The 15,964-nt window shown below is 71.5% G+C and carries 15 protein-coding genes and 2 pseudogenes; 8 read left to right on the top strand and 9 right to left on the bottom strand.

Annotation, left to right across the window (positions count from 1 at the left end; translation table 11 throughout):
- Positions 1-286 (top strand): annotated as a pseudogene (locus tag ASF27_RS07625) (oxalate/formate MFS antiporter); the annotation flags it as partial.
- A 70-nt stretch (positions 287-356) separates the two neighbouring features.
- Entirely contained in the window at positions 357-656 is a 300-nt protein-coding gene (locus ASF27_RS07620) for a hypothetical protein (RefSeq protein ID WP_056359015.1), read from the top strand.
- Positions 657-729: 73 nt separating this feature from the next.
- Here the strand turns inward: ASF27_RS07620 and aat are convergent, their stop codons facing one another.
- From aat to ASF27_RS07590, 6 genes are all read right to left on the bottom strand, one after another.
- Positions 730-1,398: a leucyl/phenylalanyl-tRNA--protein transferase gene (gene aat, locus ASF27_RS07615; protein WP_056169488.1), complete on the bottom strand. Its 669-nt coding sequence runs from the start codon at positions 1,396-1,398 to the stop codon at positions 730-732.
- A gap of 131 nt (positions 1,399-1,529) precedes the next feature.
- Positions 1,530-1,865, bottom strand: coding sequence for a hypothetical protein (locus ASF27_RS07610; protein WP_056169490.1), 336 nt, complete (start codon positions 1,863-1,865; stop codon positions 1,530-1,532).
- Between the two features lie 435 nt (positions 1,866-2,300).
- Entirely contained in the window at positions 2,301-2,606 is a 306-nt protein-coding gene (locus tag ASF27_RS07605; protein ID WP_056262829.1) for a hypothetical protein, read from the bottom strand.
- Positions 2,607-2,767: 161 nt separating this feature from the next.
- Positions 2,768-4,123, bottom strand: coding sequence for an acetyl-CoA carboxylase biotin carboxylase subunit (gene accC / locus ASF27_RS07600; protein ID WP_056359013.1), 1,356 nt, complete (start codon positions 4,121-4,123; stop codon positions 2,768-2,770).
- 13 nt (positions 4,124-4,136) lie between these two features.
- Positions 4,137-4,616, bottom strand: coding sequence for an acetyl-CoA carboxylase biotin carboxyl carrier protein (accB, locus tag ASF27_RS07595; RefSeq protein ID WP_056359059.1), 480 nt, complete (start codon positions 4,614-4,616; stop codon positions 4,137-4,139).
- Between the two features lie 100 nt (positions 4,617-4,716).
- Positions 4,717-5,538 carry a DsbA family protein gene (locus ASF27_RS07590; RefSeq protein WP_056169501.1) on the bottom strand — a complete coding sequence of 274 codons (822 nt, stop codon included), beginning with the start codon at positions 5,536-5,538 and terminating at the stop codon, positions 4,717-4,719.
- A 167-nt stretch (positions 5,539-5,705) separates the two neighbouring features.
- Here ASF27_RS07590 and ASF27_RS07585 point away from each other — a divergent pair, with 167 nt between their 5' ends.
- The 3 genes and pseudogenes from ASF27_RS07585 (at position 5,706) to ASF27_RS07575 (ending at position 8,935) form a co-directional block, all read left to right on the top strand.
- Positions 5,706-6,908, top strand: coding sequence for an aminotransferase class I/II-fold pyridoxal phosphate-dependent enzyme (locus ASF27_RS07585; RefSeq protein ID WP_200918703.1), 1,203 nt, complete (start codon positions 5,706-5,708; stop codon positions 6,906-6,908).
- 304 nt (positions 6,909-7,212) lie between these two features.
- Positions 7,213-8,016, top strand: a pseudogene (locus tag ASF27_RS07580) (transglutaminase family protein); the annotation flags it as partial.
- Between the two features lie 229 nt (positions 8,017-8,245).
- Entirely contained in the window at positions 8,246-8,935 is a 690-nt protein-coding gene (locus tag ASF27_RS07575) for a metallophosphoesterase family protein (protein ID WP_056359008.1), read from the top strand.
- Position 8,936: 1 nt separating this feature from the next.
- Here the strand turns inward: ASF27_RS07575 and ASF27_RS07570 are convergent, their stop codons facing one another.
- Entirely contained in the window at positions 8,937-9,779 is an 843-nt protein-coding gene (locus ASF27_RS07570) for a tetratricopeptide repeat protein (protein WP_056359004.1), read from the bottom strand.
- A 167-nt stretch (positions 9,780-9,946) separates the two neighbouring features.
- On the opposite strand from ASF27_RS07570, the gene ASF27_RS07565 reads away from it, so the two are divergent.
- On the top strand, positions 9,947-11,332 hold the full coding sequence (locus tag ASF27_RS07565; protein WP_244480947.1) for a leucyl aminopeptidase family protein: 1,386 nt from the start codon (positions 9,947-9,949) through the stop codon (positions 11,330-11,332).
- 223 nt (positions 11,333-11,555) lie between these two features.
- Here ASF27_RS07565 and ASF27_RS07560 read toward each other — a convergent pair whose 3' ends face one another.
- Both ASF27_RS07560 and ASF27_RS07555 read right to left on the bottom strand, forming a co-directional pair.
- The gene (locus ASF27_RS07560) at positions 11,556-12,479 is read right to left on the bottom strand and encodes an EcsC family protein (RefSeq protein WP_244473731.1); all 924 of its coding nucleotides are present in this window, start codon (positions 12,477-12,479) and stop codon (positions 11,556-11,558) included.
- A 5-nt stretch (positions 12,480-12,484) separates the two neighbouring features.
- Complete coding sequence (locus ASF27_RS07555) at positions 12,485-13,906, bottom strand: MFS transporter (protein WP_244480946.1); 1,422 nt, start codon at positions 13,904-13,906, stop codon at positions 12,485-12,487.
- A 397-nt stretch (positions 13,907-14,303) separates the two neighbouring features.
- Between ASF27_RS07555 and ASF27_RS07550 the strand changes: the two genes are divergently transcribed.
- Together ASF27_RS07550 and ASF27_RS07545 are read left to right on the top strand one after the other, a co-directional pair.
- Positions 14,304-15,446 carry a histidine kinase dimerization/phosphoacceptor domain -containing protein gene (locus ASF27_RS07550; protein WP_056262850.1) on the top strand — a complete coding sequence of 381 codons (1,143 nt, stop codon included), beginning with the start codon at positions 14,304-14,306 and terminating at the stop codon, positions 15,444-15,446.
- Positions 15,434-15,910 (top strand): response regulator, encoded by a 477-nt coding sequence (locus ASF27_RS07545; RefSeq protein WP_056358995.1) that lies wholly within the window; start codon positions 15,434-15,436, stop codon positions 15,908-15,910. Before ASF27_RS07550 ends, ASF27_RS07545 begins: the two co-directional genes overlap by 13 nt.
- Positions 15,911-15,964: the final 54 nt, after the last annotated feature.

The following is a 15,964-nucleotide window of genomic DNA, read 5'->3' as shown; positions in this document are numbered from 1 at the left end:
GCTGTTCCCCTCGACCTGCACCGACACCTTCGGCACCAAGTTCGCCGCCACCAATGCCGGCCTGCTCTACACCGCCAAGGGCACGGCGGCCCTGCTGGTGCCGGTGGCCAACTACCTGCAGCAGAGCACGGGGAGCTGGGACGGGGTGTTCCTGGTCGCGGCCGGCGCCAACGTCCTCGCCTCGCTGCTGGCCATCGCCGTGCTGAAGCCCTGGCGCAAGCGGGTCGTGGCCCAGGCGCAGATCGCCCCCGAGACCGTCCAGGCCCCGCGCATCGTCACAGCCTGACGCCCCTCGAACCCTCCACATGCGGGGCCGGACATCCGTCCGGCCCCGCATTCGTTCCGGGAGAGCCACCATGCAGCACACCCCCGAATGGCGCCGGATGAACACGGCCCCGCAGGACGTCGACCGGGTCTGGCTCAGGCACCGCACCCTCGGCATCGTCCTCGCCGAGGGCCGGGCCGGACGCTGGTACGCGCCGAACGCCGCCCGCCAGATCTGGCGCTGGCACCGCTGCGAGGCGGGGCCGGATCCGTTCGAGGGCTGGCTTCCGTTCGACGCCCTGACGCCGACGCCGGCAGCGATCGCACCGTCCGTGCCTGCGGCCGCGATTCCCCTGCCCGCGCAGAAGGGTCCGTCGGCCATGGCGCGATGAGCGCCGATGCGTTGCACCGGGCGGGCTCACCGTATCGGTCACCGACCCCGCGTCCGTCAGGACCCCGCGTCCGCTAGGGCGCCGCGATCGCCGCAAGCGCCGTGTGCCCGTCGACCACCACGCCGCGCGGCCACACATCCCAATCGGCGTCGCCGGTGATCGCCTCGGCGAGACGTCGCTTATAGACGTGGCGCGGCACCTCCTCGGCGCCGAACTGCAGCAGGTGGTCGGTGACGAACTGGGTGTCGGCAAGGCGGTAGCCCCCGGTCCGCAGGCGGGCGACGAGGTGGACCAGGGCGACTTTCGAGGCGTCCCGCACGGTGTGGAACATGCTCTCGCCGAAGAACGCCGCCCCGAGGGAGACCCCGTAGAGTCCGCCGACGAGGCGGCCCTCGGCATAGACCTCCACCGTGTGGGCGTGGCCGGCGTCGAAGAGCGCGCCGTAGAGGTCGCGGATGCGGGCGTTGATCCAGGTGCGCGCGGCATCGCGGCGCGGTGCGGCGCATCCGGCGATCACCGCGTCGAAATCGTGGTCGACCCGGACTTCGAAGGCGTCCGACCGCACGGTGCGGGCGAGGCGCTTGGCGACGTGAAAGCCGTCCAGGGGCAGGATGCCCCGCGCCTTCGGCTCGACCCAGTAGATTGCCGGATCGTCGGCATCCTCCGCCATGGGAAAGATGCCCGCCGCGTAGGCCTTGAGCAGGATTTCGGGCGTGATGTCCACGCGGTCCGCGTCATGCATGGAAAAGACTTTGCATGGAGGAGACTTTGGCGTGGCGCGCGCCGGAATGCCAGGGTGAAGGCGGGCTCCGAACACGGAACGGCGGAGCCGGGAGGCTCCGCCGCTGGACGAATCGGGACCGGGTCCGCCGATCAGAACTCCGGGCCGCCCGAGGTCGTGCCGAGGTTCGGCACCGTGCGGTTGATCTGCTCGGCGTTGCCGCCCTTGGCCGAGTCGACGATGATCGCCTCGCTGTTCGAGGGGAGCGGACGGGCACCGACGCTGCCCGTCGCGTCGAGGTCGACGAGGCCGGTCTCGGGATTGCGATAGGCGCCGTAGACGGACGGGTTGTCGATCGGGCCGCGCGTGGTGTTGCCGGCCTGCGGCACGGCGCGCTCCGGCTGGCCGACATTGCCGGAGGGGGACTGGGCCAGGGCGCCGGTCACGGACAGGGCAAAGGCGGCGACGGCGAGGGTCACGGAACGCATGGGTGTCTTTCGGGATGCTGGGGTGTGTCCGGTTGGCGCGGGGCCGATGGCCCTGGCTGGGAAACTGTCTGTCTCCCGTCCGGTGTGGGGAGAGAAGTCGATTGTGCGCAATCGGTTCCGGCGAACTATTTGCTGGCAAAATGCCGCATCGCGTGGCCCTGGCGCCCTTGCCGTGGCCGCCCCACGCAGGGGGATTCTGGGGCCTTCACCATCCGCAATGAGCGGAAAGCGGCAGGTATCGGGTCCGCATAGCCACGCGACCGGACCCAAACCGGGGATTTCTTTCCTTATCAATTGATCGTGATGGTGACGGCGCGTGCCCGAACACCGTCTCGGATTGCGCATGAAAAAAGGCCGGCCCCATGGGGAGCCGGCCAATGACGGACGGTTCGGTTTCGCGAGCCGGGTGTCACACCCGGCTCGCCGCGGGGCGGTCTATTGGGCCGGACCGCCGGACGTGCTGCCGGTGTTCGGCGCCCCGCGGGTCGGGTCCGATGCGTTGCCCCCCTTGGCCGAGTCGACGGAGCCCGCGCCGGGGGACATGCCGCCCTCGCCCACCGGCGTCGACTCGGTCCGGGTCGGGGCCATGTCGCGGGTCGAGGGCTTGTCGATGGGGCCGCCGGCGGTGTTGCCCGCCTGCGGAACGCCGCGCTCGGGCTGGCCGACATTACCGGACGAGGATTGCGCCAGGGCGGGGGTGGCGAGGAGGGCGGTGGCGATCAGAACGTAGGAGAGGCGCATGGACGGTTCCTCGGCGGACACGGGCGAGAGCACTGCGCCGGAGGTGACGCTGACCAGCCCTGGTCGGCGACCGGACTCGGCGGCACGATGTCACGGGTGAACGAAAGTCGACCCCGCGCCGTTCCCGCCACGGTTGCTCGTTCCGATGCGAAACTGAAGATTTATGGCTCGTCGAGGCCCCCGGCCGCCAGGAAGTTCTCCAGCCAGTGGATATCATAGGCGCCGTTCTGAACATCGGCGTTGCGCACCAGGGTGCGGAACAGCGGCAGGGTGGTGTCGACGCCATCCACCACGAACTCGTCCAGGGCGCGGCGCAGGCGCATCAGGCACTCGTTGCGAGTGCGCCCGTGCACGATGAGCTTGCCGATGAGCGAGTCGTAGTGCGGCGGGATGCGGTAGCCCTGGAACACCGCCGAATCGACCCGCACGCCGAGGCCGCCTGGCGGATGGAAGTAGGTGATGAGGCCGGGGGACGGCCGGAAGGTCGCCGGGTGCTCGGCGTTGATCCGGCACTCGATGGCGTGCCCCGACACGCTGATCTCGTCCTGTGTCACCGACAGCGGCAGACCGGCGGCGACGCGGATCTGCTCGTTCACGAGGTCGATCCCGGTGATCATCTCGGTGACCGGATGCTCGACCTGGATGCGGGTGTTCATCTCGATGAAGTAGAACTGGCCGTCCTCGTAGAGGAACTCCACCGTGCCGGCGCCGAGGTATTTCAGCTCCTGCATGGCGCGGGCGCAGATGCCGCCGATCTCGGCCCGCATCGCCTCGTTGAGGGCCGGCGAACCGCCCTCCTCCCACACCTTCTGGTGACGGCGCTGGAGCGAGCAGTCGCGCTCGGCCAGATGCACGGCGTTGCCGCGCCCGTCGCCCAGCACCTGAACCTCGATGTGGCGCGGCTTCTCCAGGTACTTCTCGAGGTAGACCGCATCGTCGCCGAAGGCCGCCTTGGCCTCCTGGCGGGCCATGCCCAGGGCCTGTTCGAGGTCGGCCTCGGAGCGCGCAACCTTCATGCCGCGGCCGCCGCCACCGGAGGCTGCCTTGACCAGCACCGGATAGCCGATCTCGGCCGCGATGCGCTTGGCCTCCACGGGGTCATCGACCCCGCCCTCGGAGCCCGGCACGCACGGGATGCCGAGGCGTTTCGCCGTGCGCTTGGCCTCGATCTTGTCGCCCATGATGCGGATGTGCTCGGCTTTCGGGCCGATGAATCCGATCTCGTGATGGGCCAGGACTTCGGCGAAGCGCGCGTTCTCCGACAGAAAACCGTAGCCGGGGTGCACCGCGTCCGCCCCGGTGATCTCGCAGGCGGCGATGATGGACGGGATGTTGAGGTAGCTGTCGCGGGCGGCCGGGGGGCCGATGCACACGCTCTCGTCGGCGAGCCGCACGTGCATGGCGTCGGCATCGGCCGTGGAATGGACTGCGACGGTCGCGATCCCGAGTTCCTTGGCCGCGCGCAGGATGCGCAGGGCGATCTCGCCGCGATTGGCGATCAGGATCTTGTCGAACATGGTGCCTCGCGCCTCACTCGATGACGAGGAGGGGTTCGCCGAACTCGACGGGCTGGCCGTCCTCGACGAAGACGGCCGTGACGGTGCCGGCGCGGGGGGCCACGATCTCGTTGAAGGTCTTCATGGCCTCGATGAGGAGAACCTTCTCGCCGGCCTCCACCTTGGAGCCGACATCGACGAACACCTTGGCGTCCGGCGACGGGCGGCGATAGGCGGTGCCGACCATGGGCGAGGGCACGGCGCCGGGATGACCCGCACCCGCCCGGGTGCGCTCGGGCACGGCGCCCGGCCCGGCCGCCGGCGGGGGCGGCGGAGCCACGGCGGCGAGCGCCTGGGCGGGGGCCGCCACCTGGACGTGGACCGGCTCGATGCGGCGAGCGACGCGGATGCGCAGGTCACCCTTCTCGACCTCGATCTCGGTGAGATCCGTCTCGGTGATGAGCTTGGCGAGCTCGCGCACGAGCTCCGGATCGAAGGGATCGTTCTTGGACATCGGCTCCTTGGGCATCGGCTCGGTCGTCGTCAGGCTGGATCGTGTCGTATCGGGAGACGCGGTCTCCCGGGTTCGGGGCGCTTCGCGGCTCGGGGGCCCCTCAGCAGCCGGCGTGGCCGCACTGGCGCACATCGGCGATGACCTTGCGGATCGGATCGACGCCGACGGCGCCCGGAATCACCTCGTCGCCAATGATGAAGGCCGGGGTGCCGGAGAGGCCAAGCTTGTCGCCGAGGCTGACGTTCTCGGAGAGCGCCGCCTTGACCTCGGGCCCCTGCGCGTCCTTGGCGAGGCGCGCCGTGTCGAGGCCCATTTCCTTGGCGACGGCGATCGCGCGCTCGCCCGTCACCCGGCCCTTGGTCTCCAGAAGCTTGACGTGGAACTCGAACATCCGGTCGGCCTTCAGCTGCTGCTTGGCCGCCAGCGCCAGCTTGCTCGCCTCGAGGGATTCTGCGCCCAGCACGGGGAAGTCGCGCAGCACCACGCGCAGCTTCGGATCGGACTTGACCAGGGCCTGGATGTCGCCGAGCGCCTTGCGGCAATAGCCGCAATTGTAGTCGAAGAACTCCACCACGGTGATGTCGCCCGCAGGATTCCCGACGACGACGCCGTGGGGCGAATTGGTGAGGGTGTCGCGGGATTCCTTCAGGGCGGCGGCCTGCGCCAGCTTCTGGGTCTCCTGCGCGCGCTTCTCGCCCTCGGCGATGGCCTCCTGCAGCACGTCCGGATTCTTGACGAGGTAATCCTTGACGATGGCCTCGATGGCCTGGCGCTGGGTGTCGGAGAACACCGGGGCGGCCGAGGTCGCGGCCGTCGCCGCCGGGGCAGTCGCCGCCGGCGCGGACTGCGGGGCGGCCTGGGCCCACGCGGCGGAGGCGCTGAACAGCATGGCGGAGGTGAGTAGGGACCGGAGCAGGGGCATGCGTCCTCGCGGAGGGGACCGGATGAAAACGCCACCGGCCGTAAGATGATCGTGCACGATGGGCGTGCGTCTATCGGCGGGGTTAGGCGTTTTCGCGGCGGCCGGTCAATCTCGGTCGCGGGCCCCGAGCAGTTTCCGTCCAGCCTGATCGGCTCTACGGAGGTGCGATGACGGTTTCGCCAACGCCCCTCCCCGCGTCTTCCATCGCCGCATCGCCTCTGCTGCCATCGCGGCGCGCCGCCCGCGTCGCACCGTTCCTCGCCATGGACGTGATGGCCGCCGCCGCCGCCCGCGAGGCCCGGGGCGACGGCGTGGTCCACATGGAGGTCGGCCAGCCCTCGGCCCCCGCCCCGCGCGCCGTGATCGCGGCGGCGCAAGCGGCGCTGGCCGGCGGCGCCCTGCCGTACACCCAGGCGCTGGGCCTGCCGGCGCTGCGCGCCCGCATCGCCCGGCACTATGCCGACACCCACGGCCTCGACGTGGCGCCCGGGCGCATCGTCGTCACCACGGGTTCGTCGGCGGGGTTCATCCTGGCCTTCCTCGGCCTGTTCGATGCCGGCGCCCGGGTCGCCGTGCCGCAACCGGGCTATCCGGCCTATCGCAGCATCCTGCATGCCCTCGACCTCGTGCCCGCCCCCCTGCCCCTCCGGCAGGCGGACCGCTACGCCCCGACGAGCGAGGGCCTGCGCGCGCTCCACGCGGAAACGCCGCTCTCCGGCGTGCTGGTGATGAGCCCGGCCAACCCGTCCGGCACGGTCATCGAACCCGCGCGCCTCGCCGAACTCTGCGCCACGGCCCGCGCCCTGGGGCTCCGCTTCATCTCGGACGAGATCTATCACGGCCTCGGCTACGGCGTGCCGACGGACACGGCGCTGCGCTACGAGCCCGACGCCGTCGTGATCAACTCGTTCTCGAAGACCTGGTGTATGACCGGCTGGCGCATCGGCTGGATGGTGGTGCCCGAATGGCTGGTGCGCCCGGTGGAGCGCCTGGCCCAGAACCTGTTCATCTCCGCCCCCTACCTGTCCCAGGTGGCGGCCATCGCGGCGTTCGACGCCGTGGAGGAGGTGGAGGCCGTACGGGCCGGCTACGCCGCCAACCGCGCCCTCTTGCTCGATGCGTTTCCGGGCCTCGGCCTCGGCCGCACCCACCCGGCCGACGGGGCGTTCTACCTCTACGCCGACGTTTCGAACCTCACCGACGACGCGGCCGGGTTCTGCCGGCGGATGCTCGACGAGGCCGGCGTCGCCGCGACGCCGGGCCTCGACTTCGACGGCGTCGACGGCGGCCACCACGTCCGGTTCTCCTTCGCCGGCTCGCATGCGGATTGCGCCGACGCCGTGCGACGCCTGCGGGGCTGGCTGCGCTGAGGCGGCTGGCCCTCTTCATGCATGGGCCGAGAGGCATGGCCCGGGGGTGCTCTCGGGCGAACACCGATGAAGATCCGGCGGGCGCGTGAAACCCTGCACCGACAAAACACGGCGCTGCCTTGCCACCCGGTACCGGGCTCTGCATCCTGCCGGGAGATTTGGCGGCGTCTGGTTTCGGATAAGTCTCCGGCGCAACACTTATTGATCGACGCCGGTGCAACGATAAAGAGTTGCCGGCGGTTTCCGTCTTAACCCCTATTTCGACAAGTCCGGTTCGGGCTTGCACTGGAGCAGTGCCGCCATCATGAAGATCCGGACCGGTTACGCCATCACGTACGAGACGTTTCAGCCGACGCCGATGATGTTCCTGCTGAGCGTACACCCGTCGCGGGCGGGCGATATCCTGACGCCCGAGGTGATGACGTTCGATCCGCCGGTGGATGCGCACCAGTATCTCGACGCCTTCGGCAACGTCACCACCCGCATCCTGGCGCCGGCCGGCCGGATCACCGTGGCGACGGATTTCCTCGTGCACGATTCCGGGGAGCTCGATCCCGTGGTGCCGGACGCGAGGCAGCATCCGGTGCAGGACCTGCCGGACGAGGCCATGCGGTTCCTCCTCGGCAGCCGCTACTGCGACACGGACAAGCTGTCGAACATCGCCTGGGAGCTGTTCGGTGCCGGGCCGGAGGGCTGGGGCCGGGTTCAGGCCGTGTGCGACTTCGTCAACCGCCACATCAAGTTCAACTACCAGGACGCCGACGCCACCCGCTCGGCCCACGACGCCTACACCCAGCAGCGCGGCGTCTGCCGCGACTACGCGCATCTGGCCGTCGCGTTCTGCCGCTGCCTCAACATTCCGGCGCGCTACTGTACGGGCTACCTCGGCGATATCGGCGTGCCCGTGGTGCCGCCGCCGGATTTCTCCGCCTGGTTCGAGGTCTATCTCGGCGGCGCTTGGCACACGTTCGACGCGCGCAACAACCGCCGCCGTATCGGCCGCATCGTCATCGCCCGGGGCCGCGACGCCACGGACGTGGCCATCTCGACGAGCTTCGCCACGGCGCTGCTCCTGCGCTTCGACGTCCACACGGACGAGGTTCTGGAGGAGGGAGAGTCCCCGACGCCGATCCTCACGGCCGAGGAAGCCGCCGCCGTGACGGGAAAGCCGACGGATCGGCCGAAAAAGGCCGCCGGGTCTGCCAAGACGCCAGAGACGGCGGTCGCGCCGGTCAAGACGCCGGAAACGGCCGTGGTTCCGACCGAGGCCGCGACCGTGAACACGCCAAAGGCCACGGCCGGCCTGACCAAGGTCGCCTGAGCGGCCGGCGCCACCCGTGTCGGAGAGCGGCCTCACCTACGCCATCGGCGACATCCACGGATGCGCCGATGCCCTGCGGCGCCTGCTCGCGGCCATCGACCGGCACCGGGCCGGCGCCCCGCGCCGCCTCGTCTTCCTCGGCGACTACATCGACCGCGGGCCGGACAGTGCCGGGGTCGTCGCGACCCTGCGCGCCCTTCAGGCCGCCGAGCCCGAGGCCGTCACCTGCCTCATGGGCAACCACGAGAGCCTGATGCTGGCCGCCTATCGCGACGGGTTCGGGAGCGCGCCCTGGCTCGAGAACGGCGGGGTCGCGACCCTGCGCTCCTTCGGCACCCGCGATCCGCAGGCCCTGCCCCACGACGTGCTGAACTGGATGTCGGCCCTGCCGACGGTCTGGGAGGATGCGCGCCGCTACTACGTCCATGCGGGCTTCCGCCCCGGCCGGCCCGGCATCGATCCGGACGAACCGACCCGGCTCTGGATCCGCGAGCCGTTCCTGTCGGCGGATTACGATTTCGGGCGCCACGTCGTCCACGGCCACACGCCGCAAATGGACGGCCGACCGGACCTGCGCCCGCACCGGACCAACCTCGACACGGCCTGCGTCTTCGGCGCCACCCTCACGGCGGGGGTGTTCTCGGACGGTCAGGATGGACCGGTGGAGATTCTCCAGGTGGACGCGCAGGTGGCCGCGGAGGTGTGACTCAGCCGCGCTCGGCCGCCCTCGATCCGGCGGCCTTCGCCTTGTCCGAGGCCTTGATGGCTTTCCAGGCGTTCGGCTGGGCGACGAAGGCACGCAGGGCCACGGTGTTGGCGGCGGCCTCCTCGGGCGAAAGGTCCTGGCGGGACACGGCTTCGGCGTCCGTGAACTTGCCCTTGAGGCCGTAGACCAGGGCGAGGTTCTGGCGCACCCGGGCATCGGCCCGGGGCTGGGCGGCGGCGCGCTGCAGGGTGGCCTCGGCCTCGTCGAGGCGCTTGGCCAGAGCGTAGGACAGGCCGAGATTCGACAGGATCACCGGATCGTCCGGCTGGATCCTGAGGGCGGCCTCGTACAGGCCCTGCGCCCGGGCGTGGTCGCCGAGCTGGTCGGCGACGGCACCCTGGGCCGATAGCACGCGCCAGTCGGGCTGGGCCGCCGTGTGGGCGTTCTGGAGGACCTCCGCGGCCTCGGTGAAGCGGCCGACCTCGGCCAGGCTCTTGCCGTAGGCGGCGAGCACCGCCGTGTTCTTCGGGTTGCGCAGGGCGATCTGCTGAAGCACCGCCACGGCCTGGGGCCGCTGGTCCGTCGCCCGCAGGGCCTGGGCGTAGCGCAGGGCCAGGGGAACGTCGTTGGGATCGGCGGTGTAGCGCTCGCCCATGGCGTCGACCTCGCGGCGGGACACCACGTTGGCGGGCGCGCGGCCGAGGCGCGGCAGGGAGAGACCGCCGAGGGAGCCGGTGGTCTCGGGGCCGTCCTGGCGGGTGCAGGCGCTGGACAGGAGCGCCAGAGCGGCGATCCCCGCGAGGCGCCGGAGCGTCCGTGCCGATGCCAAACGCGGCCTGACCATTGCGCGACTCCGCCTCAACCTTGCCCGCCGGCCGTTGCTTCACGGGGCCGGTCTCCGGGTGATAGACCGTTAACCCTAAGCAGCGGTTAATCCCGCCCCACGGCCGAGGAGCCCGAGCCCTGACCTCCCTGTTCGCCCCCGACTCCGACCACGCCTCCGCCATTCCCATCACCGGCGTCGGGTCGTCGGACTGGCCCCGGATCGAGGCCGCCCTGGATCCGCGCGAGGCGGCCTACGCCCGAGCGACGGGCTTCACGCCGAAGGCCGGCCGCATCGCCCTGCTGCCGGGGCCCGACGGCACCCTGGCGCGGGTGCTGTTCGGCCTCGGCGCAGCGAACCCGGCCCGCGAACGGCTCCTCGCCGGGACCTTGGCCGGCGCGCTTCCGCCCGGCACCTACCGCCTGGAGGGCACCGGCTTCGACGGCACGGAAGCCGCACTGGCGTGGCTGCTCGGCGGCTACCGCTTCACCCGCTACCGTGCGGCCGTTCCGGCCGGAGAGGCCGTTCCCGCCGGCGAAGCCGTTCCGGCCGGCCCCGCCCTGCCCCGCCTCGTCGCCCCCGCGGGCGTCGATGCCGAGGCGGTCTCCCGCATCGCCGCCGCCGTGGCGCTCGGGCGCGACCTCGTCAACACCCCGGCCAACGACCTCGGACCTGCCGAGATCGAGGCGGCCGCGCGCGCGCTGGCCGAACGGCACGGCGCCGCCGTCACGGTGGTGTCGGGCGACGATCTCGCGCGCGATTTCCCCCTCGTGCACGCCGTCGGAGCCGCCTCGCCCCGCGCGCCGCGCCTCATCGACCTGACCTGGGGCGATGCCGCCGCCCCCCGCGTCACCCTGGTCGGCAAGGGCGTCGCCTTCGACACCGGCGGTCTCGACATCAAGCCGTCCGCCGGCATGCTGCTGATGAAGAAGGACGTGGGCGGGGCCGCCGCGGCGCTGGCCGCCGCCGCCATGGTGATGGGGGCGCATCTGCCCGTGCGCCTGCGCGTCCTCATCCCGGCGGTGGAGAATTCCGTCTCGGGCGCGGCCTTCCGGCCCGGCGACGTGCTGCGCAGCCGCGCCGGCCTCACCGTCGAGATCGGCAACACCGACGCGGAAGGGCGCCTCATCCTCGCCGACGCACTGGCCCTGGCCGATGCCGAGGCCCCCGACCTGCTCATCGACTTCGCCACCCTGACGGGGGCGGCCCGCGTGGCCCTGGGCCCGGACCTGCCGGCGTTCTTCACGGAGGACGACGCCCTGGCGGAGGCCGTCGCGGCGGCGGGCCGGACGGCGTTCGACCCGGTGTGGCGCCTGCCCCTGCACGCCCCCTATGCGGGTCTGCTCGACTCGAAGATCGCCGACCTCAACAACGCCCCCGGCGGCCCCTTCGCGGGGGCCATCACGGCCGCGCTGTTCCTGCGCCGCTTCGCGCCCGCCACCCGGGCGCACGTCCATTTCGACCTCTACGGCTGGAATCCCTCGACCAAGCCCGGTCGTCCCGAGGGCGGCGAGGTACAGACAGCGCGGCTCGTCTATGCCCTTCTGGCGCAGCGTTATCCGGCCGGGACATAGGATTGAACCAACGCATCCCGGGGCCACGCCGCAGAACCCGAGATCGGGAAACACACCGCTCGTCCGATTGACGATGCCGGGTTCCGGGGGCGCGTACGGGAGCCTGGAACGATCCCGGTGCGGGGTCGGCTCCCAGGCTCGGACCAGAGCCCGTATGGATCGAGCGGGACACCGGGACGCGACGCCGCTCCGGCGGATGCGGCCGGCATCGTTTCTCCGGGGGTCACGCCGCCGTGGCCGCCTTCTCCGCGTCGTACGCCTTGCGCACGAGGGCGGCGCCGTAGGTGCGTTCCAGGCGCCGCACGGTGAAGTGGGCCCGCGCCATGGCCTGGAAGTGGTCCATGAACGCGGCGTTGACGGCAGCCCCCCCGACGGCGCCGAGGATCGGCACGGCCTGGGCGGCGGCCTTCTGGGAGACGACGATCCCGAAGCGGGCGGCGATCTGCGCCGAGAACCGGATGAGGGCCGGGGCAGCCTCGTCGAGGAGGGCACGGTTGCCGGCGTAGCGCGCCGCCTCCGCCATGGTCTTGGCCAGCGCCGCGCGCACGGCGAAGTAGCCGCTCTCGGAGAGGGGGGTCTCGGCCCCGCGGGTCCCCAGGGCGAACACCTGCACGCAGGCGAGGGCGTTCTCCGGCTCGGCCAGATCCTCGCCCTCCTCGCGGGCGATCCCCGCGATGGACCGCAGCATCAGGGTGGTGGACAGCGGCAGTTCCACCGCCAGCGTCGCGAGCCCGAAGGCCCCGCCGACGGCGCCCGACATCGCCGCCATGGCCTTGTGGGCGAAGTCGCTCGATGGCAGCAGGCGGCCGAGGCGCGTCCCCGCCCCCACGGGGGCCTCCGCGATCGCCTCGACGAGACTCGTGCCGTCGGCCGGCAGCACGGTCTTCTCCGGCAGGGTCGCGAGGGCGACCCGCAGGGCGGTGTGCATGGCGCTCTCGGTCGCCCGCGACACGACCCCGGTCACCGCCTCCGGTAGGGCGCGGCCGATGGCGTCGAGGGGCGCGCCGGCGGCGGCCGAGAGACGCGCGGCGAGGCCGGGATTCTCCAGGGTTCGCACCGCCCGGCGTAGGGCGGCGACGTCCGCGTCGCTCAGGGTGGCGTCCTGGGTGGCCGGGGTGGCCGCGCTCGTGTCGTCGATGAGGAAGATGTTGCTCACGTCTGCGGTCTCATGCGGGGGCCGGGCGCCGGGACGGCGGATGGATCGGAAGGAGCAAGCCCGGTGCCGCGCGGATGGTTCCCGCCCCGAGCGTCGGGCAGGTCTTCCGGCCCGGCCGGGTCGGCCAGCGCCGCGGGATTCGCGGAGGCCTCGGCCGCGATCCCGGCTGCCTTTGCGGCACTGCGCTCGCCGGCCCGTCCGACGAACAGGCACAGCACCACCACGGGGATGCCCACCGCCGCCGTGATGGCGAAGAACACCGGGTAGCCGTAGGCGGCGACGATGTAGCCGGAGGTGCCGGCCACGAGCTTGCCCGGCAGGGCGTAGAGCGAGGAGAACAGGGCGTACTGGGTCGCGGCGAAGCCCGGTGCGGTGAGGCTTGACATGTAGGCGATGAGGGCCATGCCCGCGAAGGAGCCGCAGAAATTGTCGATGGAGATCGCCGCCGTCAGGCGCCAGACCTCCGGCCCGCCGAAGGACAGCCACGAGAAGGCGAGGTTCGAGGCCGCGCCCAGGAAGGCGCCGACCACGAGGGTCGGGAACAGGCCGAAGCGCTGCATCGCCCAGCCGCCGACAAAGGCGCCGGCGATGCCGACCCAGATGCCGTAGAGCTTCGACACGGCGCCGATCTCCGTGAGGGTGAAACCGACCTGGAAGTAGAGCGGGCTCGCCATCACGCCGGAGATGAAGTCCGGCATCCGGTAGAGCGCCACGAGGACGAGGATCGCCCACAGGCCGGGCCCGAGGCGCGCGTGCAGTTCGGCGAGGGGCTCCAGCACCGCGCCCCTGAAGCTCCAGACCTTGGCCGGACGGCCGGCAGCCGCCTCGACGGCGGCGGCGGCGCGGGCCTCGTCCCCCGTGCGGTCGAAGGCGGGGGCGAGGAGCGCGGCCACGAGCCCGACGAGCATCAGGGCCGCCATGAGCAGGTAGGCGGCGCGCCAGCCGTAGGCGGCGGCGAGGAACAGGGCGCCGGCCCCCGCCGACATGAGGCCGAAGCGGTAGCCGAGGTTCGAGGTGGCGGCGAGAACGCCCTGGAGATCCGTGCCGGCGGCGTCGATGCGCCAGCCGTCGATGACCACGTCCTGCGTGGCGGCGCAGAATGCCAGGAGGAAGGCCCCCAGCCCGAGGAGCGCGAGGCTGGTCGCGGGGTCGGCGAAGGCCATCAGGGCGAGGGCGGCGGCGACGGCGCCTTGCGTCGTCACCATCCAGGCGCGCCGGCGCCCGAGGCGGCGGGTCAGCCCCGGCACGTCGAACCGGTCGATGAGCGGCGCCCACAGGAACTTCAGGGTGTAGGGGAGCGCGACGTAGCTGAAGAGCCCGATGGCCTTGATGTCGACGCCCGAATAGGCGAGCCGCGTCGAGAAGGTGCCGAGCACGAGAAGGAGCGGCAGGCCCGACGAGAAGCCCAGGGCCAGCATCAGCGGAATACGCGGATCGCGGGCGAAATCGCGCAGGCGCGGCGCGTGACGCACTCGGCTTGCAGCCATGGAATGGAACTCCTCTCAAGCCCGGCGCTTACTTCCGGCAACCGGAGCGGACGGTGGCCGAGGGCCGGCCGTTCCTCGTCGCGACCACTCGGGCCGCGATCCTCCGACCGATCTCAGAAATGGCCGATAACTTGTTAACAGCGTGCGTCCAAACTGCGTACATGCGGGACGGGGCCTTTCGGGACTCGGTCTCGCGGGACTGGGCCTTGCATCGCGTCGGACCGGTCGGCTGCACGCCGACCGTCGGCTGCGCGGCGCCGCGCCTTACCGGGATGGCCCATGTGACGAACCGCCCCTCCCCGCGTTCCGAAGGCGGTCGGTACCTGCCATGACGGATACGGCTCATCAGGCGGTGCCGGCGGCCCTCGCGCAAACGACCCTCGCCTCGGCCTTCTCCGAGAGCCCGACGCCGATGGTCCTCACGGAAGTGCGGGGCGGCGCCCATCCCATCGTCTGGGCCAATGCGGCGTTCCTCGCCCTCACGGGCTACGCCTGGCACGAGCTCGAAGGCCGCAACTGCCGGATGCTGCAGGGGCCGCAGACCGACCGCGAGACCGTGGCGCGCATCTCCGCGGCCGTCGCGGAGGGCCGCAGCTTCGAGGCCGAACTCGTGAACTACCGCAAGGACGGCACCTCGTTCTGGAACGGCATGACCCTGTCGCCCGTGCGCGACGCCACCGGCGCCGTCACGCACTACTACTCGGCACAGGCCGACATGACCGGCAAGCACAGCCTCGAAGTCGCGATGACGCTCGCCAACATCGACCTCGAGCGCCGCGTGTCCGAGCAGACGGCGGACCTGCGCGCCACCCTGGAGCAGAAGACCGCCCTGCTCCACGAGGTCGACCACCGGGTGAAGAACAACCTCCAGGTGATCTCGTCGCTGATGCTGCTCAAGGCCCGGCGCACCCCCGAGGGCGAGGCGCGCGACGCCCTCAACGGCATGGCCGAGCGCATCGGCGCCCTCTCGACGGTGCACCGCATGCTCTACTCGGCCGGGGACGTGACCCGGTTCGACCTGCGCGAATTCGCCGACGATTTCCTGGGCGACCTCGTCGCCGGCCTCGACGGCGAGCGTACGGCCGTGAGCGCCGCCATCGATTCCGTGGCGGTGTCGGCCGCCATGGCGGCGCCCCTGGCGCTGATGCTGCACGAACTCGCCACCAACGCCGTGCGCCACGCCTTCCCGGACAACCGCGCCGGGCGAGTGAGCATCACGGCGCGACGCCGGGACGGCGCCCTGCACATGCTGATCGAGGACGACGGCGTCGGCCTCGCCGCCGCGATCCCGAACCCGGCGGGCTTCGGCCGTTCCCTCGTGGAAATGGTCGTGCGGCAGCTGCGCGGAACCATCGCCTGGAGCGAGACGACACCCGGGACCCGGGTCGAGATCAGCGTACCCCTCGACGCCATCTCCCTGCGCGAGGCGGCCGACACCACCGCCGAGGAGTTGCCGCAATGGGCCAAGTGACTCCGGGCGCGGGCGCGGGCGGGGCGGCACCGTGCCTGCGCATCCTGGTGGTCGAGGACGAGGTGCTCATCGCCCTCGAACTCGAATGCCTGCTCGAGGATCTCGGCCACGTCACCGTCGGCGTCGCCGGCTCGTCCCAGGAAGCCATCGCGCTGGGCCTCTCGACCCACCCGGACGTGGCGCTGGTGGACATCCACCTCATCGACGGCCCCACGGGCGTCGCCGTGGCCCGGGCGCTCAGCGCTGACCCGCGCACCACGGTGGTGTTCATGACCGCCAACGCCAAGCGCATTCCCGACGATTTCGCCGGCGCCGTCGGGGTGATCGCCAAGCCCTATTCCGAGCGGGTGGTGGCGGGCGCGCTCCGCTACGTCGCCGAGTGCCGCGCCGGCCACGCCGCGAGCCTGGAAGGCCTCGACGGGTTCCGGCTCGCCGCCGATGGGTGGGAACGGCTGCATCCCTGAGGGAAACACGCCCGCGCTGTCTGCGAGATGTGCGAGTGCGGTGCCCGCAAGGAG

The sequence above is a fragment of the Methylobacterium sp. Leaf102 genome (genome assembly GCF_001422425.1).
In the GTDB taxonomy this organism is placed as follows: Bacteria; Pseudomonadota; Alphaproteobacteria; order Rhizobiales; family Beijerinckiaceae; genus Methylobacterium.
The sequence above is the reverse complement of the archived record's forward strand: the minus strand, read 5'-3'. Positions and strand labels throughout refer to the sequence as shown.

Coding starts and splice junctions, on each gene's coding strand:
- ASF27_RS07620 (WP_056359015.1), top strand. CDS start 357: ATGCAGCACACCCCCGAATGGCGCCGGATGAACACGGCCCCGCAGGAC.
- aat (WP_056169488.1), bottom strand. CDS start 1,398: ATGCATGACGCGGACCGCGTGGACATCACGCCCGAAATCCTGCTCAAG.
- ASF27_RS07610 (WP_056169490.1), bottom strand. CDS start 1,865: ATGCGTTCCGTGACCCTCGCCGTCGCCGCCTTTGCCCTGTCCGTGACC.
- ASF27_RS07605 (WP_056262829.1), bottom strand. CDS start 2,606: ATGCGCCTCTCCTACGTTCTGATCGCCACCGCCCTCCTCGCCACCCCC.
- accC (WP_056359013.1), bottom strand. CDS start 4,123: ATGTTCGACAAGATCCTGATCGCCAATCGCGGCGAGATCGCCCTGCGC.
- accB (WP_056359059.1), bottom strand. CDS start 4,616: ATGTCCAAGAACGATCCCTTCGATCCGGAGCTCGTGCGCGAGCTCGCC.
- ASF27_RS07590 (WP_056169501.1), bottom strand. CDS start 5,538: ATGCCCCTGCTCCGGTCCCTACTCACCTCCGCCATGCTGTTCAGCGCC.
- ASF27_RS07585 (WP_200918703.1), top strand. CDS start 5,706: ATGACGGTTTCGCCAACGCCCCTCCCCGCGTCTTCCATCGCCGCATCG.
- ASF27_RS07570 (WP_056359004.1), bottom strand. CDS start 9,779: ATGGTCAGGCCGCGTTTGGCATCGGCACGGACGCTCCGGCGCCTCGCG.
- ASF27_RS07555 (WP_244480946.1), bottom strand. CDS start 13,906: ATGCTGGCCCTGGGCTTCTCGTCGGGCCTGCCGCTCCTTCTCGTGCTC.
- ASF27_RS07550 (WP_056262850.1), top strand. CDS start 14,304: ATGACGGATACGGCTCATCAGGCGGTGCCGGCGGCCCTCGCGCAAACG.
- ASF27_RS07545 (WP_056358995.1), top strand. CDS start 15,434: ATGGGCCAAGTGACTCCGGGCGCGGGCGCGGGCGGGGCGGCACCGTGC.